Below are 23,906 nucleotides of genomic sequence, written 5' to 3'. Positions count from 1 at the left end.
GGGCAGCCGGGGGCGCTTTCGGTGTCCGCCCGGATCGCCGCCCGCGGCGGCCCCGACGCCGGCCCGGCCCGTCGCGCCGCCCCGTACGCCGTACGGCGGAGGGGCCGCCACCCGTCTCCCGGCCGGACTGGGAGCGGCGTCCCGGTCCGGCCGGGAGGCGGCGCCCCGGCCGAGCGGGTCCTTCCGCCGGTCCGTCCGCCGGTCCTTCCGTCAGTCCGCCGGGCGGACGACCATCGCGGACCCGCCGCCCCGGCGGGCCTTCTCGGCGGCGGCCACCCAGCGTCCGTCGGGGAGCCGCTGGACCCCGGTGGCGGCGCCGATCTCCGGCGTCCGGCGGAAGGCGTGGCCCAGCGCGGTGAGGCGGGCGCGCAGCGGGCTGTCGTACAGGGCGGGTTCGAGGTCGGTGAGGGGCTGGTTGCGCTGGCTGGCGCGCGGCGCGGCGATCGCCTCGACCAGCGGGAGGCCCCGGTCGACGACGCCGGTGAGGGTCTGCAGGACGGTGGTGACGATGGTGGCGCCGCCGGGCGAGCCGAGGGCGAGGACGGGGCGGGCGTCCCGGTCCAGGACGATCGTCGGGGACATCGAGGAGCGCGGGCGCTTGCCGGGGCCGGGCAGGTTCGGGTCGTGGACCGCCGGGTCGGCCGGGGCGAAGGAGAAGTCGGTCAGTTCGTTGTTGAGCAGGAAGCCGCGGCCCGGCACGGTGATGCCGCTGCCGCCGGTCTGCTCGATGGTGAGGGTGTAGGCGACAACGTTGCCCCAGCGGTCGGCGACCGTCAGGTGGGTGGTGTCCTCCCCCTCGTACGTCGTCGGCGCCGCCTTCCCGGTCGTGGCGCACGGCTCGGGGTCGCGCGGGTCGCCGGGGGCGAGCGGGCTGGTCAGGGCCTTGTCGTCGCTGATGAGGCAGGCCCGCGCGTCCGCGAACCGCTGCGACAGCAGCCCCCGCACCGGCACGTCCTCGAAGGCCGGGTCACCCACCCACCGGCCGCGGTCGGCGAAGGCGATCCGGCTCGCCTCGACGAACCGGTGCAGGTACCTCTCCTCGGAGGCGCGCGACAGGTCCGTGCCCTCCAGGATGTTGAGCGCCTCGCCGACGGTGGTGCCGCCCGACGAGGAGGGCGCCATGCCGTACACGTCCAGGCCCCGGTAGCCGCTCTTCGTGGGGCTCCGGAAGACCGTCCGGTACGTGGCGAGGTCACGTACCGTCAGGTCGCCGGGCCGCACGGTGCGGTCGGCGCCGGGCCGCACGGGCGGGGTGCGGACGGTGCGGACGATGTCGTGGGCCAGGTCGCCCCGGTAGAGCGCCCCGGTGCCCCGCCGGGCGAGTTCCTCGTACGTCCGCGCGAGGTCGGGGTTCTTCAGGACCGAGCCGACGGCGGGCGGTTCGCCGCCCGGCAGGAACAGCTCGGCGCTGGCCGGGAAGTCCCGGAAGCGGTCCTCGTTGGCCTCGGTCTGCGCGCGGAACGTCTCGTCGACGACGAAGCCGTCCCGGGCCAGCCGCACGGCCGGTTTCAGCAGGTCCCGCAGCGGTTTGGTGCCCCAGGCGCCGAGCGCGGACTCCCAGGTGGCGGGGGTGCCGGGGGTGCCGACGGCGAGGCCGCTGGTCATGGCCTGCTCGAAGGGGACGGGCTTGCCGTCCTCCAGGAAGAGGGAGGCGTCCGCCGAACGGGGCGCGGTCTCGCGGCCGTCGACGGTGTGGACGGTGCGGGTGCGGGCGTCGTAGTGGACGAGGTAGCCGCCTCCGCCGATGCCCGCCGAGTACGGCTCGGTGACGCCGAGGGCGGCGGCGGTGGCGACGGCGGCGTCCACCGCGTTGCCGCCCGCGCGCAGCACCTCGATCCCGGCCGCCGACGCGTCGGGGTCGACGCTGGCGACGGCCCCGCCGTACCCGGTGGCGACCGGTTCCTTGGCGGGTGCCGGGGCGGCCGGTACGGGGACCGGTGGCGCGGGAGCGGGCGGCGCGGGGGCGGACGGTGGCGCGGCCGCGAACAGCGTCGCGGCGAGGGCGGCGAGGGAGACGTTCCGTACGGTGGAGCGACGCATGCGGGTACCTCCGGTCAACGGCCTTCCGCGCAGCGTAACTTCACACCGCACGGTGCGTCAGGACCGCCAGCATGCGCGCCCGCGGGCCGGGATCCGCGGCACGTCGTGTCCGGCGTCGCCGCCGGTGGGCCCAGTGCGTCACCCGGACGGCCGACGCGGGCGGGGCCCTCCCGCCGCCGGCCCCGACACGGGCGGGGCCTCCCCCGCACTCCCGAAGCGGCCGGAGCCGCGCGTCAGGCGTCGGGGTCCTGTCCGGTCGCGGCCTCGCGGACGCGTTCGATCCGGAGCCGCGCGAACTGCCCGAGGACCTTTTCGCCGGCCGCCCCGCCGCCCCGCGTGCGGACGAGCACCGCGCCGGCGCGCATGAGGACCTCGCCGTCCTCCTCGCCGTCGGTGAACGCCTCCGGCACTTCGGGCCCCCGGCGGTCCGTACCGCCCTCCAAGGCCGCCCCGGCGGCGGCCCATCGTTACGGTGCCGTGACCGACACGACCGTTACCCCAGGTAAGCCCAAGGGGTTACCGTCGGGTCACTTCCAGCCGCCGCGGAGAAGCGAAGCGAGTGAGGAGCGCCCATGGGACACCCGCGCACAGCCCTGCGCACGGCGGCCGTCGGGGCCGCCGCGGCCGTCCTGGCGGCCGGAGCGGCCTTCGGGCCCGCCCCCACGGCCACCGCCACGACCGGGACCACCGTCACCGGATCCGCCACCGCGGCCGAGACGTCCGGCATCCGGTTCGTCGACATCGCCGGGGACGGCGGCACCGTCCTCAAGGCCAACGTCGTCACCCCCTCCGGCGCCGACGGCACCCGCCGCCACCCGGTCGTCGTGCTGCCCACCAGCTGGGGCCTGCCGCAGATCGAGTACCTGGCCCAGGCCCGCCGGTTCGCGGACGCCGGGTACGTCGTCGTCAGCTACACCCCGCGCGGCTTCTGGCAGTCCGGCGGGCACATCGAGGTCGCCGGCCCGTCCGACGTCGCCGACGCCTCCAGGGTCGTCGACTGGGCCCTCGCCCACACCCCCGCCGACCCCGGCCGCGTCGGCATGGCGGGCATCTCCTACGGCGCCGGGATCGCCCTCCTCGCCGCCGCGCACGACGAGCGGATCAGGGCCGTCGCGGCACTCAGCGGCTGGGCCGACCTGGTCGGCTCCATCTACAGCGGCCGCACCCAGCACCTCCAGGCCGCCGCCATGCTCGGCGGCTCCGGCCACCTCACCGGCCGCCCCGGCCCCGAGTTCCAGCGCGTCCTCTCCGCCTTCCTCTCCTCGGACCTGGAGCGCGAACAGGAGATCCTCGACTGGGGCCGCGAGCGCTCCCCCGCCACGTACGTCGACCGCATCAACGCCCACGGCACCGCCGTCATGCTCGGCAACGCCTGGGGCGACACGATCTTCCCGCCCAACCAGTACGCCTCCTTCTACGAGCGGCTCACCGGCCCCAAGCGCCTGGAGTTCCGCCCAGGGGACCACGCCACCGCCGAGGCCACCGGCCTGCTGGGGCTGCCCAACGACACCTGGACCAGCGCCCACCGCTGGTTCGACCACCACCTCCGGGGCGCCGGCAACGGCGTCGACCGCGAGCCGCCCGTCCGGATCAGGTCCCGCACCTCCGCCGGGTACGAGCACTACGCCGACTGGGCGTCGGTCGGGGCGCGCGAGGAGCGCCTCGCCCTCGGCGGCCGGCAGATCGGCACCGGTGTGGACTCGGGCGCCAACGGCGGCACGCTCATGCTGTCCAACGCACTCGACCAGTTCCTCCGGATCCCGCCCAGCGTGTCGGTGCCGCTGCTCCCCCGCTCGTACGCCGCCGTCTGGCAGTCGGAGCGGTACCCGGCGGCGCGGCACGTGCGCGGTACGGCGAGGCTGCACACCACCGTCACCGCCACGGCGGGCAGCGGCACCCTGGTGGCGTACCTGTACGACGTGGGCCCCCTCGGTGTCGGCCGGCTGGTGAGCAGCGCCCCCCACACCTTCCACGGGCGGACGCCGGGCGAGCCGTTCGCGGTGGACCTGGAGCTGTTCTCGACGGCGTACGACGTGCCGGCGGGGCACCGCCTCGCTCTGGTCGTCGACACCGTCGACCCGCTGTACGCGGAGCACAATCCGGCCGGCGCGCGGCTGACCTTCTCCTCGCCGCCGTCCGACCCCTCGTACCTGTCGGTACCGCTGCGCGCGGAGTGATCTTCGGCCGCCGCCGGACCGTACCGGAGACCTCCCTCCCCTCTCGCGAGTACCGGGGCCAGCGCAAACTATCCAGCGCGGGAAGGCGCTTCACCCCCCGACACGGAAACCCGACATTAACGGTATTTCATGACGAGAGGGTTCAAATCTCCCGGCGGGTCAGCGGCCCTCGGCCGCCTCCCCGTACGTCTGGGACAGCTCGGGCGAGCCGGAGACCGCCCAGTCCAGGCCCGCGCCGACGACGTCGATCTCCCGCCCGGAGGCGAGGCGGACCACGACGCGCCCGCCGGGCAGCACGTCCCACACGGCGCCCGGCACGGTGCGCACGATCACCGTTCCGAGGTACAGGCCCGCGTCGTTGCCGAGCCACGGCAGCTCCTCGGGGTCCTCGCGCCAGCGCGGCGGCAACTGGTCGAGGGCCTCCAGGGAGCGCGGGGTGTCGTCGAGCGGCACCCCCGCCTCCCGGGCCCGGGAACGCAGCAGGGCGCACTCGGAGAGCAGTTCGGCGGCGCCCTCCGGGTCCCCCTCGAAGACCGAGACGAGGGTCGCGTTCCGCCCTCCGGCGCGCCGTCTGCGCCAGGAGTCCAGAAAAGGGATGTCCATACGGCCAAGCGTGACATCCCCCGCCCCGGCGCACTACGGGGCGCACGGGGCCGCCGCGGGCGGGGCCGGGACCTCCCGCCGGGACCCGCGGCGGCTCACACGTCGAGGTCGACGACGACGGGAGCGTGGTCGGACGCCCCCTTGCCCTTGCGCTCGTCGCGGTCGACGTAGCCGTCCCGGACGGCGTCGGCGAACGGCTTGTTGCCGTACACCAGGTCGATGCGCATCCCGCGGTTCTTCGGGAAGCCGAGCTGGCGGTAGTCCCAGTAGGTGAAGGGGTGGTCGTACTTGAGGGGGCGGGGCACGATGTCGCTCAGGCCCGTCTCGCGCAGTTTCTCCAGCGCGGCCCGCTCGGGCTCCGTGACGTGCGTGGAGCCCTCGAAGAGGGAGCGGTCCCACACGTCGTCGTCGGTGGGCGCGACGTTGAAGTCGCCGAGCACGGCGAAGGGGCGGGGGCCCGCCGCGTCCCCGGCGACGGCCTCCCGGAGCGCCTCCAGCCAGCGCAGCTTGTACGCGTAGTGGTCGTGGCCGACCTCTCGGCCGTTCGGCACGTACACCGACCAGAGGCGGACGGGGCCGCAGGTCGCACAGACCGCCCGCGGCTCCTGCACGCCCTCGTAGTCGGGCCCCCCGGGCAGGCCGGTCACCACGTCCTCCAGGCCGACCCGGGAGACCAGGGCGACGCCGTTCCACCGGCCCGTGGCGTTCACCGCCGACTCGTAGCCGAGCTCGCGCAGCTCGGCTACGGGGAACTGCTCGGCCCCGCACTTGGTTTCCTGGACGCACAGCACGTCCGTACCGCTGCTCTCCAGCCAGGCCAGCAGGCGGGGCAGCCGGGCGGTGATCGAGTTGACGTTCCAGGTCGCGATGCGCATGCCGGACAGCCTAACGGCGGGGTGTGACGGCGGACGCGCTCACAGCTCGGTGTACGCCCCCGGGGCCAGCCGGCGGTGGTCGGCGCCGCCGAGCTCGCCGATCCGCCGGTCGTACAGGGGCCGGGCGATCGGGGCGAGGAGCGCGTCGTGGACGTCGATGGCCTGCCGCGGGTTCACCTCGCGGACGTAGTCGATCACCTCGGAGATCTTGCTCCAGGGCGCCATGACGGGCAGCAGCAGGGTCTCGACGGGCCGGCCGGGGACGGTCAGGGCGTCGCCGGGGTGGAAGACAGCGCCGTCGACGAGGAAGCCGACGTTGGTGATCCGGGGGACGTCGGGGTGGATCACGGCGTGCAGCTCGCCGTGGACCTCCACCTCGAAGCCGGCGGCGGTGAAGGTGTCGCCGTCGCCGACGGTGTGGACGCGGCCGGGGAAGGCCGCGGAGATCCGTTCGGCGACGCTGCGGAGCGTCCAGATCTCCGCGGCGGGGTTGGCCTCCATCCCCGCGCGCAGGCGGCCCTCGTCGAAGTGGTCCGCGTGCTCGTGGGTGACGAGGATGGCGTCGGCGCCGAGCGCCGCGTCCTGCTCGCTGTACTCGCCCGGGTCGATGACGAGGGCGCGCCCGTCCTTCTCCAACCGCACGCAGGCGTGGGTGTTCTTGGTGAACTTCATGGCCCCATCCTGCCCCGCCCGCCCGCCGGAGCCGGCCTCAGGGCCCCGGGGCGGTCTCCTCGCGGATGACGCGGGCGGCCACGCGGAAGGCGGCGTTCGCGGCGGGGACAGCAGCGCGTCCCGGCCCCCCGTCTGCCACCTCGCCCACCAGTTGTCCACGGCCCCGACCGACACCTTGAACAGGGCCGCGACCTCCGCCCTGTCCCGGCCCTCCACCAGCGCGGACACCGCCAGCAGCCGCACGGCCTCCTGCGCGTCCGGCGACCACGTCCGCGCATCCCCGACCAGATCACTCACACACAACCGACGAACCCGAACCCAAAGCGTTTCGGATCAATATGCTGTGACCTGCGGCCACCGCACGATCGTCATGAGTCCTCACAACTCTTGATGATCACGCGGTGGCCGTTCCAGTTCTCACCCGGGTCCGACCCAAGATCACGAAGTCACACTGGAGTATTAGCCGCGAGCGCCGAGGTTTGCCCCTCCTCTGGCGTGAAATGCTCTCTTTTCCTGCCTGAACGCTACCCGGCTTCCCATGGGAAGCGTTCAGGCAAGCGACACCGGCCGCCCTCCTCCTGAAAGCTATGAGGCGCGCTGCTGGAACGCGCGCGATACCTTGAGGCGCTTCGGGTCGAAGGCGTCGGTCACGCCGGCGCCTTCATTGACGGGGCCGTCGTTCCAGCCGCGGATTTTGCGTGCCACACCCTTGAGGCGGGGATGACCGGGTTTGAGCACGATCTCGAAGTGCGACTCCTTCGGCACCTTGAAATCTCCACCCCAGGCGACGACGCCGTCGAGCTCAGCGAGGATGTCCCGGACAACGATAAACTCGTTGGGGTACAGATTGCCTTTTGTTCCTACTGGGTAGCAGACCGGACGGATCGTCATGGCACTACCTGACAGGTAGTTCGTTTCATACGGCTCGGTCACCTTGCCTCTATTGATCCACCCTTGAACATCCCCAGCCCGTAGGGCGTCGATCTCATAATGGAATCTCCTGGCTATGTACAGCAGGATCGTGGACGCGTCGCCCTCGGCGAGGGAGATCTCATGGCCACTGCCCTCGATGATGTGGGTGGCCGCACGGTCCAGGACAGGCCAGCCGTTGATTGATGTTGAGCTCTTCCATTCGCGACTTTCGGCGGATTCTGCGGTAGCACCGCCGAAGTTCACTAACGTTGTGGCAGCCGTGGCACCGGATGTGGCGCCAATGAACCGCCGCCGTGACAGTCCGACCAGAGTCATGATTGATATTCCTTCCTGGAGAAGCTGGTGAGGCATGCGATGCCGAACCTCAGGAGGACAGCAACGGCAGCTAGGACGAGGGCGGCGCACAACATGATGGACGGATTGACCCATGCGGGGACCAGATCGAAGTGCGCATTGCACTTGTTGTGCAATGGGAACAGCCTGTCGAACTCCACTGCGTGTGCATCTCTGTACGCTCGGTCGTAATATTCGTGATGGACGAACTGACATGTTTTGCGGGCGTCCAGCCCTCCTCTGAACTTCCCCCAGATCCACGTCATAAGGCCTGCAAAAAGGGCTATGGAGCCCACGCGTGCCCACCACAGCGGGCGCCGCCATGATCCACCTCGAAAATCGGTCGCGATGCGAAAGACGTTCCACAAGTTCCACACCAGCCAACTGACGAGGACGACTGCGACGAGGAGGGCTCCTGCTTGCTTCATTCTGATGTTCTATCTGGTGTCATCGAGAGGCTCGCGCGCGGGCCGATTTAAGGTATTGGGCATGGTTCGCACGATACTGAGAAAGCTTGGCAGTCTCCGTCCCCATGCGAGCCAACAGCGCGTCGACGAAGCCTTGCTCAAAGTTGCTGAGCTTACCACTGCCTCCAGGGAGGTTCTGGTAATCCTGCGGAGCTACCACTCCAGCCAAGGTGATCAGTTGGAGTTGAGCGACGGACAGCGTGCCGTCCACCGCAGTCAGGGCATTGTGCGCAGAGCTCTTGCAGTCGATGGCGTTGCCCCACCGGTTGGTGAAGTAGTCATTGAACCGCCTGAGGCCGCCACCACCGTTGTAGTGGTCCCTCACAGCATCGACGATGGTTTTGCCGCCAGCCACAGCTCGGGCCAGGAGATATCCGTCGGCGTCCTCGATAAGGTCTTTGAACGAAAAAGACGAATTGACTCCGGGTACGGCAAATTTGGCGTGGGCGAACTGCAGAGGGTCGGCGTACTCCTGCTCGGAGTTGCGCCAGTCGGCCCAAAAAGTCATCAAGTCGCCTGCCCAGCCGCCGACATCACCCCCGTTCGCGGACTTCTTACTGTCTGGCTGTGCGGTCAGGAGGTGGGCGTTGGCTGTGGCCATCATGTGTTCGGCACCGAGCTGGTAACCGGTGAAAGGGTCGGTGAATAAATCCTTGACGATCATTCCATTGGATTCGCAGTAGTTGACGAAGCCACTGTCGTACGAGCCGATAAGGTACCACCAGCCGACTTTGTTCGCGAGATCTTTGTCTCCATACGAATGATGACGGATATACTCCATGACCAGCTGACTACGCCTCTGACCGCTTGCACCGTAGGCGCCTAGTGTCCTGAGTCGTTAGTTCGTGTGCAGTACGCGGCGAGGGTGCCGAGGATGTCGTCGGCGGTCTTGGTCCACACGAACGGTTTGGGGTTCTTGTTCCACTCGTTGATCCATCGGCGGATGTCGCGTTCGAGTTCGGTGACGCTGCGGTGGGCCGAGCGGCGGAGTTTGCGGCAGGTCAGCTCGGCGAACCAGCGCTCGACGAGGTTGAGCCAGGAGGCGGAGGTGGGGGTGAAGTGCAGGTGGAAGCGGGGGTGTCGCAGCAGCCACTTCTTGACCGCTTCGGTCTTGTGGGTGGCGTAGTTGTCCAGGACCAGGTGCAGGTCCAGGTTCTTGGGTACGGCGGCGTCGATGGTCTTCAGGAAACGGAGGAACTCCTGGTGGCGGTGGCGTCGGTAGTGCTGGGCTATGACCGAGCCGGAGGCGATGTCCAGGGCGGCGAACAGGCTGGTGGTGCCGTGCCGGACGTAGTCGTGCGTCATCCGCGCCGGCGTGGTCGGCGACATGGGCAGCACCGGCTGGGTGCGGTCCAGGGCCTGGATCTGCGACTTCTCGTCCACCGCCAGCACCAGGGCGTTCTCCGGCGGGGACAGGTAGATGCCGACCACGTCGCGGACCTTGGTCACGAACTGCGGGTCGGTGGACAGCTTCCATGTCTGCACGATGTGCGGCTTGAGGCCGAACGCCCGCCAGATCCGCGAGACGGCCGACTGCGACATGCCCGCGGCTTGGGCCATCGACCGCGTCGACCAGTGCGAATCCCCCGAAGGGGGCGCCTGGTCCAGGGTCCGGGCGACCAGGGACTCCACCTGCTCGTCGGTGATCCGGCGCGGGGCACCGGAGCGCGGAGCGTCGACCAGCCCCTCAAGACGGTCGGCAGCGAACCTGGACCGCCACTTGCGCACCGTCTCCCGCGAGATACCGAGCTCTTGCGCGACCTGCGCGTTCGGGCGGCCCTCGGCACACGCCAGCACGATCCTCGCGCGCAGCACCAGGGCCTGCCCCGCGGTCCGCTTGCGCAACCAGCCCCGCAGAACCCTGCGCTCGCGCTCGGACAACTCCAATGACAACGGCTTCGGACCCGGCATCCCCCAACCCTACAACCGCCAACGAACTAACGACTCAGAACACTAGGGCCAGTGCTGGGCCAGGCGGAGGACGCAGCGGCGGCCGGTGGTGACGAGCTGTCCGGCCGTGCTGAACAGCCGGAGCCGCAGGCGGCGGGATTCTCAGAGCTGGGCGGTGCCAGTCAGGGAGCCCTTTCCAACTTGGGGCAGAGGCTCGCTGGTTGGGCTGACAACAAGGTGAAGCCCCTGGTAGATGGGTTTTCGACCAAGAGAACCGTCTCCACCAGAGGCTTCGCATGCTTGTCTACCCGTCCGGCGTCGACGTGTCCAGCTCTGCCCTGCGCTTCCTGTCCGCCCGTCTGCGGCAGCACCGCCGTGTAATCGGCTCCCGCTGGAGGCGTCTGAGTCCCGGCCGTCAGGCCCTGCTGGCCCTGGCCCACCTGCGAATGGGACACACGTATGCCCAGCTCGCAGCCGGATTCGGTGTCGGGACCACGACCGCCTACCGATACGCGACCGAGGCTGTCGAGCTCCTGGCCGACCTCGCGCCCACGCTGGCCAACGCGATACGGACTGCCGCGACGAAGGCATTCGTAATCCTCGACGGCACCCTCCTGCCGATCGACCGCATCGCCGCAGACCGGCCCTTCTACTCCGGGAAGCACAAGAAGCACGGCATGAACGTGCAGGTCCTCACCGATCCCATGGGGCGGCTGTTGTGGGCCTCGCCGGCCCTTCCTGGTGCCATCCACGACGTCCGCGCAGCTCGCGAACACGGCGTCGCCGCCGCCCTCGCCGCGGCCGGCATCAAGTGCTGGGCGGACAAGGCTTACCGGGGTGCCGGCGGAACCGTCCGCACTCCCTACTGGGGCCGCTGGGAAACCCTTTCCACCGGTCAGAAGGCCGTCAACCGGTCCCACGCGAGGATCCGCGCACTCGCCGAGCAGGCCATGGCCACCCTGAAAGCCTGGAGGCTCCTCCGCAAGCTCCGATGCTCGACCACCCGCATCACCTCACTCGTCCGAGCCGTTCTCGCCCTACACCTGGCCAGCTCAGAGTGAGGATGGAAAAGGCTCAGTGTCACAGGGTGTTCGGTGGTGTCTCGCTCACCCGTCAGACCCTCTCATCCCTCACGGGCTCCCCTCCACGGAAACGCCGGACTTCGAATGCTGTCCCGACCGGGTCGGGGGCCTCCCGGGCGGCACATTCCTCAAGGCATCGAGCGATGCTCACACCGGGTCCTGCCCGCCGGATGCGGCGTTCGCGGTACGCCGGGGTGCGCGGGCCGCCCCGCGAACACGGCGAACGGCGTGCCGCCGGACTCCCCGTCGCACCGGCAGCAGTGTCGCGCTGCGGCACCGCTGCCCGTCGCCGGCCACGGATCGGTCCTCGCGGTCGGCGTCCTCAGCAGGTTCCGCCATCGGTCCCCGCCCTGCGGCCAGAGATCGCGCGGTCCACCGTCGCTTCCGCAGCGCGGGAGCCGGGCGTTCCGGGGGAGCTTCGCCGTTGTTCACGAGGATCCACCACAGGAACAGGAAGCCGAGGAGGTCGTTCGTCCTCCGTGCCCCACCGGGTCCGAGCCGCGGTTCCTCGTCCGCGTCTCGCGCCCTGCCGGGAAGGCGTCGTCGGCCAGGAGGGCGAACTCGTGGCGAGCACGGAGAACTTGACTCCTCGTACGGGGCCGGGGGCCGGCCGCCTCCGCCCCCGTCCGCCTCACGGCTCCCGGTGCCCCGTCCGCCTCACGGTTCCCGGTGTCCCGGTCCGCCTCACGGTTCCCGGTGTCCCCGGCCCGCCTCGGCGTCGGGGTTCGCGCCGCCGCGTACCGGCCAGGCCCTGTCGTCGACGGCCAGCCACGGCTCGTTCGCGGCGGCGGTGGGGGTCGTCCCGGTGAACGCGTGGACGTCGTGGTGGAGGTGGGACTGGTCGGCGTAGCCGCCGTCCGCCGCCACCCGCGCGGGGGCGTGGCCGCGGACCAGGCGGTGGACGGCGTGATCGAAGCGGACCAGCATGGCGGCGCGTTTGGGCGGTACGCCGATCTGCGAACCGAAGCGCGACCACATGCGCTGGCGGCTCCACCCGGTCCGGGCCGCGAGGTCGCTCACGCGGACCCGGCCGCGGCCGGCGACGATCCGGTGCCAGGCCCAGGCCACCTCGGGATCGGCCGTCCTGCCTGCACGGAGCCGGGTGGACAGTTCCGCCTCGACCAGCGCGAAGCGCTCCGGCCAGGTCCGCGCCAGGTGGAGCCGCTCCCGCAGGCGCCGCACGTCACGGCCCCACAGGTCGTCGAGCGCGATGACGCTCCCGCGCAGTTCCGCGAGCGGGACTCCGAGCACGGGGTGCGCGACGAGCGGGGACAGGCGTACCTGCACGCACGCGACGCTCTCGGCGCACACCCGGAACGCGCCGAAGGCGAGCCCGGCGACCAGGCCCTTCGACCGTATTCGGCCGGCCGGGCCCTGGACGTCGAACGGGCGGTCACCGAAGTCGACGGCCACGGTGACGGCCGGGTGCGGGATGGCTCGCAGGGCGACGGAACTGTCGCCGTGGATGCGGAATCCGGCCATGTCGACACCGGGCGGCGCGGTCACCCGCGACGGTCGCGCGACCTCCCAGGCGGCGGTGGAGTCTGCCTGCCGGTGAACTGGTCGCACGCCTCGACTGTACGAGCGGCTCAACGCGGGATCAACCGGCGTACGAGGCGCCGACATTTCTCCAAGACGTGTCGCACCGGCCACCGGGAGGGTGAGGGCACCCGGATCGACCGACGGAGGAGCCATGGACGGGACGACCGCCCCGCGGGACCGAGGCGACCGCAGCCGTACGGACGCGGTGCCGGGCCTTCCGCGCGGACGGCGGGGGTGGAGTCGACGGCGGCGGATCGCGTCGCCGACCGCCGCCGTGCCGGCCGTCCTCCTCGCGCGGAACACCGTGGCGGTGCGCACGGAGACGTACGAGGCCCCCGGCGAGCGGATCGCGCGCCCGGCCGCACCCGTCGGCCGTGGCATGCGCTCCGGCCGCACCCGTCGACCGTGACATGCGATCCGGCCGCACCCGTCGACCGTGACAGGTGACAGGTGCCCCAGCCTCATTCGTCGACCGTGAAAGGACACATGCCGTGAAGATCCGACTGATGATGTGCGCGAGCGTGGCCGCGCTGACCGCTTGTGCGGGCACCGTGGCGGCGGCTCCCGCCCCGGGCGGGACCGGGACCGCGGCCGCCGGCGCGAGCCCGTCGACCGGCTTCGATCCCGTGGAACTGAAGTCCGCCATGGACGGTGTGCACCGCGCCGGGATCCCGGGGGTGTACGGCGAGGTGAGCGATGCCGGCCGGACGTGGCGCGGCGCCTCCGGGGTCGCCGATGTCGGCACCGGCCGCCCCGTCCGGCCCGACATGCGCCATCGCGTCGGCAGCATCACCAAGACCTTCACCGCCGCCGCCGTCATGCAGCAGGTCGAGCAGGGCCGGATCCGGCTCGACGCGCCGATCGGCGACTACCTGCCGGAGACGGTGCCGGGAGAGCGCGGCAGGAGGATCACGGTTCGGATGCTGCTCGACCACACCAGCGGCATCCCCGACTACATCCCCTACGCGTTCCCGTCGCTCCAGGGGTTCCCCTCCCTGGAGGACGTCTCGGCCGAGAGTCTGGACGCCAACCGGTTCCGGCGGTTCCGGCCTGCCGAGCTGATCGCGCTGGGGCTCGCCGCGCCCCCCGCCGGCGAACCGGGAGCCACTCCGGGGACGTACTCCAACACCAACTACCTGCTCCTCGGCCGGCTCCTGGAGAAGGTGACCGGTACCACCGCCGAGGCGTACATCACCCGGAACGTCATTGAGCGCGCCGGGCTCCGGCACACGGGGTTCCCGGAGGGGGCGCGCATCAAGGGGCCGCACTCGCGGATGTACGAGGCGCTGTGGGGCGTGCTCGACCCGCCGCGCGACTACAGCGTCTACGACATGTCCTGGACGGGAACGGGCGCCGCCCTGGTGTCGACCATGGAGGACCTCAACCGCTTCTACGCCTGACTGCTCGACGGCGGGATCGTCAACCGGTCCTCGCTGGCGCAGATGCAGCGCACGGTCCCGGTCATCGCTCTGGACGGATCGACCATCCAGTACGGTCTGGGCCTGCACAAGGTCACCGTCCCGGGCTGCGGCACCTTCTGGGGTCACGACGGCTCGGTGTGGGGGGCCGGCACGGTGTCCCTGACCCGGGCCGACGGCGAGCGCCAGATGTCCGTCGCGGTCAACCTCCAGAGGTGGAACAAGGCGGACTCCCCGGGGACGCCGCAGCGCCACCCCGTCGACGACGCGCTGGAGACCCTGTACCGGGAGGCGATGTGCGGTGACGGAAGCGCCCGGGCCGGTGACTGAGCTCTTCCCACCTGCCGCTTCGGCGCCGCAGCCGGGCTGACAGGCTGACGGGCTAACAGACTGACGGACGGGCTGACGGGCTGACGGGCTGACGGGCTGACGGACGGATGAAGCCTCCGGCGGGACGGGTTCCCGGCCGGGAGGGCCGTGGCCACCAGGGGCTTCGCAGGACCGTCCCCTCGTCCGGCGCGACGTGCCCGGCTCCGTCCTTCGCTTCCTCACCGCCCGCCTCGGGGGAACGCCGGCGCACCTCTCCCGTCGCCCGCCGGCGTTCGCGTTCCGCGGGTGCGGGCGAGGCGGACCGGCACCGCAGGGGGGACGGGTCCTCGCACACGGGGATGGTCCCGGGCCGGGAGGGCCCGCGCACGCCGGGGAGCCCCCCGGCGGAACCGGCGTGCGCCCGCTGTCGTCGCGTGGTCCCCGGATCGGGTGCTCAGAAGCCGAAGCCCTTCAGGTCCTCCGCGAGCGAACGGACGGCCGCGGGGTTGCGCGGGCTCTCGACGAGGTCGGCGTAGTCGAGGACGACGATCCGGTCGTTCCTGACGGCGGAGACGTTCGCGAGCGGCTTGTAGGACGTGAGGAACCTGCGCTTCTGCTCCGCGGTGGTGTCGCCGTAGTCGTTGATCACGATGACTTCGGGGTCGCGGGCGACGACCGTCTCCCAGCCCACGGTGGTCCAGCTGTCCCTGAGGTCCTTCATGACGTGGTCGCCGCCGGCCTTGGTGATGATGTCGTGGGCCCCGGCGAAGGCGCCGGACGTGAACGGCTTGTCCTGCCCGCTGTCGTAGAGGAACACCCGCGGCCGGTCGGCGCCCTTCGGGGCCTTCGCCTGTGCTTCGGCCACCTGCTCGCGGAACGAGGCGATCAGGGCTTCGGCCCTGTCCTCGACGCCGAACACCCTCCCCAGGTTCCGCAGGTCCGTGTACAGCGCGTCGAGCGGTGGCATCACGCCGCGGGCCTTGCCCCGTCCGTGCCGGCACGACTCGCTGAGCAGGTACGAGTCGACGCCCACGCGCCGCAGCGCGGCGGGCGTGAAGCCCTCGCCCTCGTCGAAGCCGTAGTTCCAGCCCGCGAAGACCAGGTCGGCGCGGGCGTCCAGGACCAGTTCCTTGTTGATCCGCTCCTTCGAGAGCCACTCGGCCTTCCGGTAGCCGTCCCTCCAGGGCACTTTCGCGAGGTCGCCCCTGTCGTCGGGCATGACGTACCCCGCCATGTGGTCCTCGAGGCCCAGGGCGAACATGATCTCGGTGATTCCCACGTCGTTGGTGACCACGCGCCGCGGAGCCCTGGGGAAGGTCTTCTTCTCGCCGCAGTTCTCGATCGTGACCGGGTAGCGGCCGCCGGATGCCCGGGTGCCGCTCCCCTTTCCGTCCTCCGACGAGACGTCCGCCCCGCACCCGGTGGCGGTGAGGACGAGCGCGAGGGCGAGGGTGAGGGCGGCGGGGCGTGCGCGGTTCGGCATGGGAGGGTGACTCCTTTGGGNNGGGGCCGGGACGGTGTGCTACCGGGTGGGAAGGCGGTCGAAGAGCAACCGCACCGCGCCCGTCTCCGGGTGGGGGACGCGGTGCGCCCGTACGCCGAAGACGTCCGCCAGCAGGGCGGGGGTGAGGACGTCGTGGGGGGCGCCGGAGGCGACGATCCGCCCGCCGTCGACGACGTGGACGGCGTCGCAGTGGATCGCGGCGAGGTTGAGGTCGTGCAGCGCGGTGAGCACGGTCAGGCCGCTGGCCCGGACCAGGTCCAGGACCTCCAGCTGCTGGGCTATGTCCAGGTGGTTGGTGGGTTCGTCCAGTACCAGGACCCGCGGCTGCTGGGCGAGCGCACGGGCGATCAGGACCCGCTGCCTCTCGCCTCCGGAGAGGGTGAGGAAGCCACGGCCGGCCAGGTGGCCCGCGCCGACCTGCTCCAGTGCGGCGGCGCACACGCGCCGGTCCTCGTCGGTCTCCCGGGCCACCGCCCTCTGGTGCGACAGCCTGCCCATGGCGACGACCTCCGCCACCGTGAAGTCGAACTCCGCGGCGGTGTCCTGCGGGAGGGCCGCGAGCCGGCGCGCGCTTTCGCGCGTGCTCATGGCCAGCAGGTCGTCACCGTCGAGACGCACCGCGCCGGCCGTGGGGCGCAGGGCGCGGTAGACGCACCGCAGCAGGGTCGACTTGCCGCTGCCGTTGGGCCCGATCAGCCCCACGACCTGGCCGCTGCCCGCCCGCAGCGAGGCGTCCTCCACCAGCCGCGCACCGGAGATCTCCACGGTGACCGCGTCGATCTCGACCCGCATCACGCGCCTCCGAAGGTGTAGGTGCGGCGGCGCATGAGCAGGACGAAGCAGGGCACGCCGATCGCGGCGGTCAGTACGCCCAGCGGCAGTTCCGCGGGGGCGAGCACCACGCGCGACAGGATGTCGACCCAGATCAGCAGCACGGCGCCGGCCAGGGGGGCGACGGCCAGCAGCCGGCGGTGGTCCGCCCCGACCAGCATCCGGGCGGCGTGCGGGACCATCAGGCCCACGAAGCCGATCGCCCCGCTGACCGCGACCACCGCGCCGGTGACGGCGGCGGCCGTGAGGAAGAGTTCCCTGCGCAGCCGCTCGGGGTCCGCCCCCAGCGCGACAGCGGCCTCGTCGCCCATCGCCAGGGCGTTCAGTCGCCGGGCCGACCAGCCGAGGTGGACCAGGCCGCCGAGCACCGCGCCCGCGGCGATCGGCACGGAGGACCAACTCGCGCCGCCCAGACTGCCGAGCAGCCACATCATCGCGGACCGGGCCGCCTCGCCGTGCTCGGCGGCGAACACCATGAACGTGGTCGCGGCCGAGAAGCCGTAGTACATCGCGGTACCGGTCAGCACCAGCCGGAGCGGAGTCAGGCCCCGGGGGGTCCGGGCGATCGCGTACACCAGCGCCATGGCGGCGAGCGCGGAGAGGAACGCCGCCGTGGACAGCGCCCAGACGCCGAGTGCGCCGAAGGCACCGAAGATGAGCACGGCGTTGGCGCCGACGGCCGCACCGGAGGAGATGCCGAGGACGAACGGGTCCGCGAGCGCGTTGCGGACCATGGCCTGGACGGCGATGCCGACGGACGCCAGACCGGCGCCGACGACCGCCGCGAGCACGGCGCGCGGGAAACGCAGTTCCCACACGATGGTGTAGGAGGGGACCTGCTCCGGGGCGACGGGCCCCCCGGTCAGCCCCGCCCACAGGTAGTGCAGCGCCTCGCCCCACGAGAGCCCCGACGCGCCGATGCCCACCCCGCAGGCCAGGGAGACGGGGACCGCGACGCACAGGCCGGCCACGAGCGGGGTCAGCGGGACGCGCCGGGGCGGTGGGAGCCCGCCGCCCGCGATGCGGTGCGGTACGGCGGGTGTGCGGTCGCGGAGCGTGGCCACAGGCGGATCGCTTTCGCCTCGGGCCGTGCGCCTGCGTGATCGAAGGAGCGGGCCCGGGCGCCGGGCGCCACGCGCAGCACCTCTCGCAGTCCACGGCGATTGACAGGAGCTTCACCACCGCGGGTAATCGGGCTCGCGGAGCCCCGGGGGGGACTCCGCCCACCGTTGCGGGTCAGCGCCGGACTTCGACCGGACTTCCCCCGCGGGGCACGTGCAGCTTAGCGCGTACCCCCGTGCTCCCCTCCCCGGGCGGGACGCGGACTCGCGCCGCCGCGACGGGGCCTGTGCTCAGCGGGCGTCGGCCGTGCGCAGGGTGAGGATGCGGACGGTGCGCTCGCCGGTGTGCGCGTCGCGGCCGTGCCAGCAGCGGTAGTTGTCGAGCACGAGGATGTCGCCCTCGGCGAGCCGGAAGCGCGGCAGGGCCGGTTCGAGGGCGTGCACGGCCTCGTCGAAGCGGGCCAGCATGGCGTGCACCCGGTCGGTGTCCGGGTCGCGGTGCAGGGGGGCGGCCCCGTCGGTGCGGCGGACGATGCGGCGGCCGGTGCGGGTGTACTCGACGTGCCGGGCGGCGCGCGGGGCGGCGGGGAGGCCGCGCAGTCCGGCCCACTTGCCGTACAGGTCGACGTCGGTGCCGGTGAGGAAGTCCAGGAGGGCGGGGTCGGCCGACGCGAGGCCGTCGACGAAGCCGTACGCGTCGACCGCGAAGGAGTCGCCCCCCGAGGGAGCGGGCCGGACGCACTGGATCAGGACGTGGTCCTCGTCGGGGTGGCGCCGCCTGCCGGGCACCCCGCCGACGTCGACGACGAGGTCGAGGCTGTCGGCGTGCAGGTGGACGGGGCCGCCGTCCCGCGAGGTGCGTACGCGATGCGGGTACAGCTCGCGCAGACCGCTGCCGAGGACGCGGGCCGCGGCGACCACGAGGGCGTCGGCGGTGTTCTCGCAACCGGTGAGGACGACGGCTCCGTCCCGTGCCAGGAGCGTACGGGCCTCCCGCTCCCGCTCGCCGGGCACCCGGCCGGGCACGACGCCCGGGAGCACGGGGGCACCGGTCGGCTGGACGGCGGGCTGGACGGCCGGCTGGACGGTGGGGCTGGATGAGCGCATGGCCAGAGCTTGCCGCATCAGGCGGCGCTCCCGGCCCCCTCCGGCTCCCGACGGCGTTTCGGGCCCGCGGGAAGGGGCGGGCGCCGGGGACGGCGATGAGCCGCGCCGCTCCGCCACCCTGCGGCGGTGCCCGCCTCCTCCCCCGCTCCTTTTCGTCGCTCTCCGGCGTTCGTGGGGAGCAGAGCGGGCCGGCCTCACCGGGACGGGCCGACCCACGCTCCCGGAGGCGTTCCCGGACCGCACCCGTCCCCGGGGTCCGCCGGCCGCCGGGTGGCGGTGGTCAGGCGTCCCAGGTGCCGGTGGCCGCGGTCTCCTTGGCGAAGTCGGAGAAGTCCCTGGGCTCCCGGCCGAGCACGTCGCGGACGTCGTGCGTCACGCCTGCGTCGCGGCCGTCGACGAGGAGGGCGAAGAGGTCGGCGAACCCTTCCGGTTCGCCCGCCTCCCGCAGTCCGGCGCGGTAGTCGTCGCCGCTGATGGGGGTGTAGGCGATGGTCCGGCCGGTGGCCGCCGACAGTTCGCCGGCCACGTCGTGGAAGCTCAGCGGCCGGGGGCCGGACAGTTCGTAGGTCCTGCCGACGTGCCGGTCGTCGGTCAGGGCGGCGACCGCGACGTCGGCGATGTCGTCGGCGTCCACGAACGGCTCGGTGGCGTCCCCGGCGGGCAGCGCCAGCTCGCCGGCGCGGACCGCGTCGAGGAAGGGGCTCTCGCTGAAGTTCTGGTAGAACCAGTTGGCCCGGACGACGGTCCAGTCGCAGCCGGACGCCTTGAGCGCGTCCTCGCCGGCGACGGCGCCCTTCTCGTCCCGGCCGGAGAGCAGCACCAGGCGGCGGGCGCCCCGCTCGACGGCGGCGGCGGCGAACCGTCCGACGGCCTCCTTCGCCCCGGGGAACGCGAGGTCCGGGTAGTACGTCACGTACGCGGCGCGGACCCCGTCCAACACCGCCTCCCAGGTGCTCTCGTCCTCCCAGACGAAGGGGGTCTCGCTGTGGCGGGAGCCGATCCGGACGGGACGGCCGAGTGCCTGGAGGCGGTCGGCGACCCGGCGCCCGGTCTTGCCGGTGCCGCCGATGACGAGGAGGGGCGCGGTGTGGTGTGCGTGAGTGCTCATGCCCCCATGGTCGCCGCGGGACAAACGGTACACAGCGCCCGACTCGCGTCTTCACGCGATTGTCTGGATCTGCTGGTTCGGTCGCGTACGGCCGGACCGCTCACCGCCTTCCGCGAGCCCTCACCGGACGGGGACGGTGGCCGCGAACCTTCACCGGACAGGGACGGTGGCCGCGAGCCCTCACCGGACGGGGACGGTGGCCGCGAACCTTCACCGGACAGGGACGGTGGCCGCGAGCCCTCACCGGACGGGGACGGTGGCCGCGAGGGCGAGGGCGAGGGCGAAGGCGGCGACGGCACCGACGGCGAGCGGGGCACGGGCGGACCCGCGTGCCCGAAGGGCCCGGCCCGGCGCCGGTGGCCGGGCCGGGCCGGTGAGCGGGGTGGAGCCGACCGGTGGCCGGGCCGGTGGTCGGGTCAGGGGGTCGGTACGTGGACGAGGAGGGCGCTGCCCTGGCCTCCGCCGCCGCACATGGCCGCGACGCCGGTGCCGCCGCCGCGGCGCCTGAGGGCGTGGGACAGGTGCAGGACCAGCCGGGTCCCGGAGGCGCCGAGCGGGTGGCCCAGCGCGATGGCGCCGCCTTCGGTGTTGACGATGTCCTCGGGGACGCCGAGCTTGGCGGTGGAGACGACGCCGACCGAGGCGAACGCCTCGTTGATCTCGACCAGGTCGAGGTCGGAGACGCTCAGACCGGCTTTGGCGAGGGCGGCCCGGACCGCGTTGGAGGGCTGCTCGTGGAGGCTGGGGTCGGGGCCGGCGACCGTGCCGTGGGCTCCGATCTCGGCGATCCAGGACAGGCCGAGTTCCTCGGCCTTGCGCCTGCTGCACACGACGACCGCCGCCGCGCCGTCCGAGAGGGGCGAGGAGGTGCCGGCGGTGATGGTGCCGGAGGAGCCGAAGGAGGGGCGGAGCTTGCCGAGGACCTCGACGCTGGTGTCCGGGCGCACGGTCTCGTCGTGTGCGAAGAGCACCGGGTCGCCCTTGCGGCGGGGTACGGAGACCGGGACGATCTCCTCGGCCAGGAGCCCGGCGGAGACCGCGGCGGCGGCCTTGCGGTGCGAGGCGGCGGCGAAGGCGTCCTGCTCCTCGCGGGTGACGCCGTAGCGGGCGTTGTACCGGTCGGTGGCGCTGCCCATCAGGACGTCGTCGAAGGCGCAGTACAGGCCGTCGAGTTCCATGCTGTCGGCCATCGGCGCGGCACCGTACTTGAACCCGAGGCGGGCCTTGGGCAGCAGGTGGGGGGCCTGGGTCATGGACTCCTGCCCGCCGGCCACGACGAGGTCGAACTCGCCGGCGCGGATGAGCTGGTCGGCCAGGGCGATCGCGTCGAGCCCGGAGAGGCAGACCTTGTTGATGGTGATCGCCGGCACGTCCATCGGGATGCCCGCGGCGACGGCGGCCTGGCGGGCGGGGTTCTGGCCGGTGCCGGCGCCGATGGCCTGGCCCATGATCGTGTACTGCACGTTCTCGGGGCGCACGCCGGAGCGTTCGAGGGCGGCCCCGATGGCCAGTCCGCCGAGGCGGGAGGCCGGGAAGTCCTTCAGGGAGCCGAGCAGCTTGCCCATGGGGGTGCGGGCTCCGCCCAGGATCACCGAAGATGCCATTGTTTCCTCCGAGTTGAGGGTGTGGAGGTCGACCCGGCGACCATACCCACCGGGGACGGGGGATGCGCGTGCGGCGGGCGGGGGCGCGTCCCGGTACCGGTCCGCGGGCACCCCGCCGGCCTCACCCGCCGGCTCCCGGGGGCTCCGCGGGCGTGGCGGGAGCGGCGGGCTCCGCGGGCGCGGTCACAGCTCCTCCATGACGAAGTCGTCCTTGGCGGCGCCGCACTCGGGGCACTCCCAGTCGTCGGGGATGTCCTCCCAGCGGGTGCCCGGCGGGATGCCCTCCTCGGGCAGGCCCAGTTCCTCGTAGTAGACCCAGCCGCACAGGAGGCACATCCACGCGCGCTTGCCGGACCGGTCGTTCATGCGATTCCTTCTCTGCTCCTGGACCTGCCGGTGTGCGCGGCGACGAAGTCGCGGACGGCGTCGCCGACGTCCCTGGACATGAGGATGCCCATGTGCCCGGTCCCCGGCGTGCGGACCAGGCGGGCGTCCCTCAGCCCGGCGACGGCCGCCTCCGCGTCGGAGTAGGGCACCATCGGGTCGTCGGGGTCGTGCACGACGAGCACGGGGGTCTCCAGCGGGGCGCCGAGCGCCACCAGGTCCCAGTGGGTGACCGGGACGCCGTTGCGGCGGTGCAGTTCGCCGCGGACGCCCTGCACGAGGGCGGGCGTCAGGTGCAGGCCCGCCCCGTCCCAGCGGTCGAGCACTCCCCCGAGGGTGCAGGCGGGGGCCACCAGTACGGCGCACTCCGGCGGCGTGTCCGTGCGGGACGCCGCCGCGCCGATCGCCGCGATGCCGCCCAGGGAGTGCGCCACGACGGCGCGGACGTCGCCGAGGGTGTCCAGGACCGCCCCGACGGCCCGGGTGTACTGGGTCATCGTCGCCTGGTCGCCGCGGTGGACGCCGTGGGCGGGCGCGTCGAAGGCCGCCACCCGCAGGCCGAGGGCGCGCAGCGGCGGCACGAGGGAGTGCATGCTGCTGCTGTCGGCGGCCCAGCCGTGCACCAGCAGGGCCGTGCCCCGGCTCGGTTCGTCGTCGCCCCACAGGAAGCCGTGGGAGACGTCGTCGTTGCCGCGGACGGCGAACCGCCGGGCGCCGATGGGCAGGACGTTGTCGGGGCGCAGGCCGAGGGTGCGGGTGCTGCTGAAGACGTCGGTCGCCCACCGCGCCGCCGCCCCGGGGGCGACCGCCCCCAGGACGGCGTGCGCGATCCTGCGTCCGGGACGCGGTCTCACCGGGTGCCCTCCGCCGCCATGGAGGGCACCGCGCTCGTCGGCACCTTGCTGCGGGAGAGGTCGGCGTAGAAACCGGACTCGGTGTCGTAGAAGTGCAGGTGGCGGATGATGCGCCACATCTGGCCGAAGGTGAACTTCCGCTCCCGCACCATGCCCGGGTAGCGCTCCTTGAGGGCCTGCTGCGCCTTGGGGAGGTTGTAGTACGGGACGACCGGCGCCACGTGGTGCGCGGTGTGGATGGAGATGTTGTGCGTCAGGAACAGCAGCCACCGGGGGTACACGTAGTCGGTGGTGACCAGCAGGCGGCTGGCGTTGCGCGTCCAGTACTCGGCCGTCAGGTACGGCACGTCGCTGGCGCTGTGGTGCATGAGCGTGGTGACGCTGAACCAGGCGTGGGTGGCCAGCCAGGGCGCGACGAAGTACAGCAGCAGCCCGGAGAACCCGGTGAAGTACACCAGCGCGGCGAGGTAGGGGACGGCCACGGCGGCGACGAACGCCATCGAGCGCCGCACCTCCCGCCGCTGCCCGGCCTTGGGGTAGAAGCCGGGGCGGAAGCCGGACTCCAGCCAGTAGTTGATGGTGCCGCCCCAGAACGCCCAGGTGCGGGTGGAGATGTAGACCGCCTTGTCCCACAGCGGCATGCGGTCGAACATCCCTGCCGGGAGGGGGCGCCAGTCGGTGTCGAGTTCCAGGTGGTTGGTGCTGCTGTGGTGCATGTTGTGGACGTGGCGCCACGCGTGGAAGGGGTAGACCAGCGGCAGAAGCGAGACGTGGCCGATGAGGTGGTTGAACCTGCGGGACCGCGAGAACGAGCCGTGCCCGCAGTCGTGCGCGATGCAGTGCAGCCCCCAGCCGCCGAGGCCGGCCACGATCCACAGGGGGATCCACAGCAGCCAGTGGGGGGCCCAGGCCACGCCGACGGTCGCGCCCGCGTAGAGGAGCCAGCTCACCGCGAATCCGGCCATGCCTCTGCCGACGCGTGGCTCGAAGTACTCCTTCGGTATCGCACCGGTCAGGCGTTCGCCTTCGATGCTCTGCGCCTGGCGCAGGAAGGACTGGAACTGCTCGTCCGGTGCCGAGGGGAAGTCGAATGCGCCCATGTCGCTCCTTGT

22 protein-coding genes and 2 pseudogenes are annotated in these 23,906 nt (G+C 72.3%); 4 read left to right on the top strand and 20 right to left on the bottom strand.

The annotated features are described in order from the left end of the window. Positions 1–210: 210 nt before the first annotated feature. Both ggt and MW084_RS18170 read right to left on the bottom strand, forming a co-directional pair. On the bottom strand, positions 211–2,040 hold the full coding sequence (ggt, locus tag MW084_RS18175; RefSeq protein ID WP_010475113.1) for a gamma-glutamyltransferase: 1,830 nt from the start codon (positions 2,038–2,040) through the stop codon (positions 211–213). A 233-nt stretch (positions 2,041–2,273) separates the two neighbouring features. Continuing rightward, positions 2,274–2,450 (bottom strand): hypothetical protein, encoded by a 177-nt coding sequence (locus MW084_RS18170; protein ID WP_158684374.1) that lies wholly within the window; start codon positions 2,448–2,450, stop codon positions 2,274–2,276. Between the two features lie 162 nt (positions 2,451–2,612). On the opposite strand from MW084_RS18170, the gene MW084_RS18165 reads away from it, so the two are divergent. Beyond that, positions 2,613–4,217 (top strand): CocE/NonD family hydrolase, encoded by a 1,605-nt coding sequence (locus MW084_RS18165; RefSeq protein ID WP_010475111.1) that lies wholly within the window; start codon positions 2,613–2,615, stop codon positions 4,215–4,217. Between the two features lie 159 nt (positions 4,218–4,376). Here MW084_RS18165 and MW084_RS18160 read toward each other — a convergent pair whose 3' ends face one another. The 8 genes and pseudogenes from MW084_RS18160 to MW084_RS18125 form a co-directional block, all read right to left on the bottom strand. After that, entirely contained in the window at positions 4,377–4,820 is a 444-nt protein-coding gene (locus tag MW084_RS18160) for a DUF6278 family protein (RefSeq protein WP_010475109.1), read from the bottom strand. 95 nt (positions 4,821–4,915) lie between these two features. Continuing rightward, positions 4,916–5,695: an exodeoxyribonuclease III gene (locus tag MW084_RS18155; protein WP_010475107.1), complete on the bottom strand. Its 780-nt coding sequence runs from the start codon at positions 5,693–5,695 to the stop codon at positions 4,916–4,918. Positions 5,696–5,734: 39 nt separating this feature from the next. Then, a complete protein-coding gene (locus tag MW084_RS18150; RefSeq protein ID WP_029553852.1) occupies positions 5,735–6,367 on the bottom strand; it encodes an MBL fold metallo-hydrolase in 633 nt (210 codons plus the stop codon). Between the two features lie 156 nt (positions 6,368–6,523). Further along, a pseudogene (locus tag MW084_RS18145) lies at positions 6,524–6,583 on the bottom strand (hypothetical protein); the annotation flags it as partial. A 369-nt stretch (positions 6,584–6,952) separates the two neighbouring features. Continuing rightward, positions 6,953–7,615, bottom strand: a complete 663-nt coding sequence (locus MW084_RS18140) for a hypothetical protein (RefSeq protein WP_029553851.1) — start codon at positions 7,613–7,615, stop codon at positions 6,953–6,955. Further along, positions 7,612–8,061 (bottom strand): hypothetical protein, encoded by a 450-nt coding sequence (locus MW084_RS18135; RefSeq protein WP_039830006.1) that lies wholly within the window; start codon positions 8,059–8,061, stop codon positions 7,612–7,614. The genes MW084_RS18140 and MW084_RS18135 overlap by 4 nt, the downstream gene beginning before the upstream one ends. 19 nt (positions 8,062–8,080) lie before the next feature. Beyond that, positions 8,081–8,881, bottom strand: coding sequence for a hypothetical protein (locus tag MW084_RS18130; RefSeq protein WP_029553849.1), 801 nt, complete (start codon positions 8,879–8,881; stop codon positions 8,081–8,083). Positions 8,882–8,922: 41 nt separating this feature from the next. Then, entirely contained in the window at positions 8,923–10,011 is a 1,089-nt protein-coding gene (locus MW084_RS18125) for an IS630 family transposase (RefSeq protein ID WP_255128825.1), read from the bottom strand. A gap of 275 nt (positions 10,012–10,286) precedes the next feature. On the opposite strand from MW084_RS18125, the gene MW084_RS18120 reads away from it, so the two are divergent. Continuing rightward, positions 10,287–11,051 carry an IS5/IS1182 family transposase gene (locus tag MW084_RS18120; RefSeq protein ID WP_010470646.1) on the top strand — a complete coding sequence of 255 codons (765 nt, stop codon included), beginning with the start codon at positions 10,287–10,289 and terminating at the stop codon, positions 11,049–11,051. Between the two features lie 705 nt (positions 11,052–11,756). Here the strand turns inward: MW084_RS18120 and MW084_RS18115 are convergent. Further along, positions 11,757–12,578 (bottom strand): helix-turn-helix domain-containing protein, encoded by an 822-nt coding sequence (locus MW084_RS18115; RefSeq protein ID WP_010470647.1) that lies wholly within the window; start codon positions 12,576–12,578, stop codon positions 11,757–11,759. A gap of 187 nt (positions 12,579–12,765) precedes the next feature. Here MW084_RS18115 and MW084_RS18110 point away from each other — a divergent pair, with 187 nt between their 5' ends. Both MW084_RS18110 and MW084_RS18105 read left to right on the top strand, forming a co-directional pair. Beyond that, positions 12,766–13,023: a hypothetical protein gene (locus MW084_RS18110; protein WP_010470649.1), complete on the top strand. Its 258-nt coding sequence runs from the start codon at positions 12,766–12,768 to the stop codon at positions 13,021–13,023. A 235-nt stretch (positions 13,024–13,258) separates the two neighbouring features. After that, positions 13,259–14,362: pseudogene (locus MW084_RS18105) on the top strand (serine hydrolase domain-containing protein). A gap of 433 nt (positions 14,363–14,795) precedes the next feature. Here MW084_RS18105 and MW084_RS18100 read toward each other — a convergent pair. The 9 genes from MW084_RS18100 to MW084_RS18060 all read right to left on the bottom strand — a co-directional run bounded on the left by MW084_RS18100 (position 14,796) and on the right by MW084_RS18060 (position 23,894). Continuing rightward, complete coding sequence (locus MW084_RS18100; protein ID WP_010470650.1) at positions 14,796–15,824, bottom strand: ABC transporter substrate-binding protein; 1,029 nt, start codon at positions 15,822–15,824, stop codon at positions 14,796–14,798. Positions 15,825–15,863: 39 nt separating this feature from the next. Next, entirely contained in the window at positions 15,864–16,637 is a 774-nt protein-coding gene (locus MW084_RS18095; RefSeq protein ID WP_010470652.1) for an ABC transporter ATP-binding protein, read from the bottom strand. Further along, on the bottom strand, positions 16,637–17,740 hold the full coding sequence (locus MW084_RS18090) for a FecCD family ABC transporter permease (protein ID WP_010470654.1): 1,104 nt from the start codon (positions 17,738–17,740) through the stop codon (positions 16,637–16,639). The genes MW084_RS18095 and MW084_RS18090 overlap by 1 nt, the downstream gene beginning before the upstream one ends. 288 nt (positions 17,741–18,028) lie before the next feature. Further along, the gene (locus MW084_RS18085) at positions 18,029–18,844 is read right to left on the bottom strand and encodes a TauD/TfdA family dioxygenase (protein WP_010470656.1); all 816 of its coding nucleotides are present in this window, start codon (positions 18,842–18,844) and stop codon (positions 18,029–18,031) included. A gap of 280 nt (positions 18,845–19,124) precedes the next feature. Next, complete coding sequence (locus MW084_RS18080; RefSeq protein WP_010470659.1) at positions 19,125–19,952, bottom strand: NmrA family NAD(P)-binding protein; 828 nt, start codon at positions 19,950–19,952, stop codon at positions 19,125–19,127. 416 nt (positions 19,953–20,368) lie between these two features. Further along, positions 20,369–21,556 carry an acetyl-CoA C-acetyltransferase gene (locus MW084_RS18075; protein ID WP_010470661.1) on the bottom strand — a complete coding sequence of 396 codons (1,188 nt, stop codon included), beginning with the start codon at positions 21,554–21,556 and terminating at the stop codon, positions 20,369–20,371. 183 nt (positions 21,557–21,739) lie between these two features. Then, positions 21,740–21,922: a rubredoxin gene (locus MW084_RS18070; protein WP_029553503.1), complete on the bottom strand. Its 183-nt coding sequence runs from the start codon at positions 21,920–21,922 to the stop codon at positions 21,740–21,742. Beyond that, the gene (locus tag MW084_RS18065; protein ID WP_010470665.1) at positions 21,919–22,794 is read right to left on the bottom strand and encodes an alpha/beta fold hydrolase; all 876 of its coding nucleotides are present in this window, start codon (positions 22,792–22,794) and stop codon (positions 21,919–21,921) included. Before MW084_RS18065 ends, MW084_RS18070 begins: the two co-directional genes overlap by 4 nt. Then, entirely contained in the window at positions 22,791–23,894 is a 1,104-nt protein-coding gene (locus MW084_RS18060; RefSeq protein ID WP_010470667.1) for a fatty acid desaturase, read from the bottom strand. The genes MW084_RS18065 and MW084_RS18060 overlap by 4 nt, the downstream gene beginning before the upstream one ends. Between the last annotated feature and the right edge of the window lie 12 nt (positions 23,895–23,906).

It is taken from the genome of Streptomyces sudanensis (assembly GCF_023614315.1).
In the GTDB taxonomy this organism is placed as follows: Bacteria; Actinomycetota; Actinomycetes; order Streptomycetales; family Streptomycetaceae; genus Streptomyces; species Streptomyces sudanensis.
The sequence above is the reverse complement of the archived record's forward strand: the minus strand, read 5'-3'. Positions and strand labels throughout refer to the sequence as shown.

Bases quoted from the DNA above. Each gene is read 5' to 3' on its own strand.
- MW084_RS18095 (WP_010470652.1), bottom strand. From the start codon at position 16,637: ATGCGGGTCGAGATCGACGCGGTCACCGTGGAGATCTCCGGTGCGCGG.
- MW084_RS18070 (WP_029553503.1), bottom strand. From the start codon at position 21,922: ATGAACGACCGGTCCGGCAAGCGCGCGTGGATGTGCCTCCTGTGCGGC.
- MW084_RS18165 (WP_010475111.1), top strand. From the start codon at position 2,613: ATGGGACACCCGCGCACAGCCCTGCGCACGGCGGCCGTCGGGGCCGCC.
- MW084_RS18085 (WP_010470656.1), bottom strand. From the start codon at position 18,844: ATGCGCTCATCCAGCCCCACCGTCCAGCCGGCCGTCCAGCCCGCCGTC.
- MW084_RS18075 (WP_010470661.1), bottom strand. From the start codon at position 21,556: ATGGCATCTTCGGTGATCCTGGGCGGAGCCCGCACCCCCATGGGCAAG.
- MW084_RS18100 (WP_010470650.1), bottom strand. From the start codon at position 15,824: ATGCCGAACCGCGCACGCCCCGCCGCCCTCACCCTCGCCCTCGCGCTC.
- MW084_RS18140 (WP_029553851.1), bottom strand. From the start codon at position 7,615: ATGACTCTGGTCGGACTGTCACGGCGGCGGTTCATTGGCGCCACATCC.
- MW084_RS18160 (WP_010475109.1), bottom strand. From the start codon at position 4,820: ATGGACATCCCTTTTCTGGACTCCTGGCGCAGACGGCGCGCCGGAGGG.
- MW084_RS18080 (WP_010470659.1), bottom strand. From the start codon at position 19,952: ATGAGCACTCACGCACACCACACCGCGCCCCTCCTCGTCATCGGCGGC.
- MW084_RS18130 (WP_029553849.1), bottom strand. From the start codon at position 8,881: ATGGAGTATATCCGTCATCATTCGTATGGAGACAAAGATCTCGCGAAC.
- ggt (WP_010475113.1), bottom strand. From the start codon at position 2,040: ATGCGTCGCTCCACCGTACGGAACGTCTCCCTCGCCGCCCTCGCCGCG.
- MW084_RS18150 (WP_029553852.1), bottom strand. From the start codon at position 6,367: ATGAAGTTCACCAAGAACACCCACGCCTGCGTGCGGTTGGAGAAGGAC.
- MW084_RS18155 (WP_010475107.1), bottom strand. From the start codon at position 5,695: ATGCGCATCGCGACCTGGAACGTCAACTCGATCACCGCCCGGCTGCCC.
- MW084_RS18110 (WP_010470649.1), top strand. From the start codon at position 12,766: ATGGACGGGACGACCGCCCCGCGGGACCGAGGCGACCGCAGCCGTACG.
- MW084_RS18120 (WP_010470646.1), top strand. From the start codon at position 10,287: ATGCTTGTCTACCCGTCCGGCGTCGACGTGTCCAGCTCTGCCCTGCGC.
- MW084_RS18135 (WP_039830006.1), bottom strand. From the start codon at position 8,061: ATGAAGCAAGCAGGAGCCCTCCTCGTCGCAGTCGTCCTCGTCAGTTGG.
- MW084_RS18125 (WP_255128825.1), bottom strand. From the start codon at position 10,011: ATGCCGGGTCCGAAGCCGTTGTCATTGGAGTTGTCCGAGCGCGAGCGC.
- MW084_RS18060 (WP_010470667.1), bottom strand. From the start codon at position 23,894: ATGGGCGCATTCGACTTCCCCTCGGCACCGGACGAGCAGTTCCAGTCC.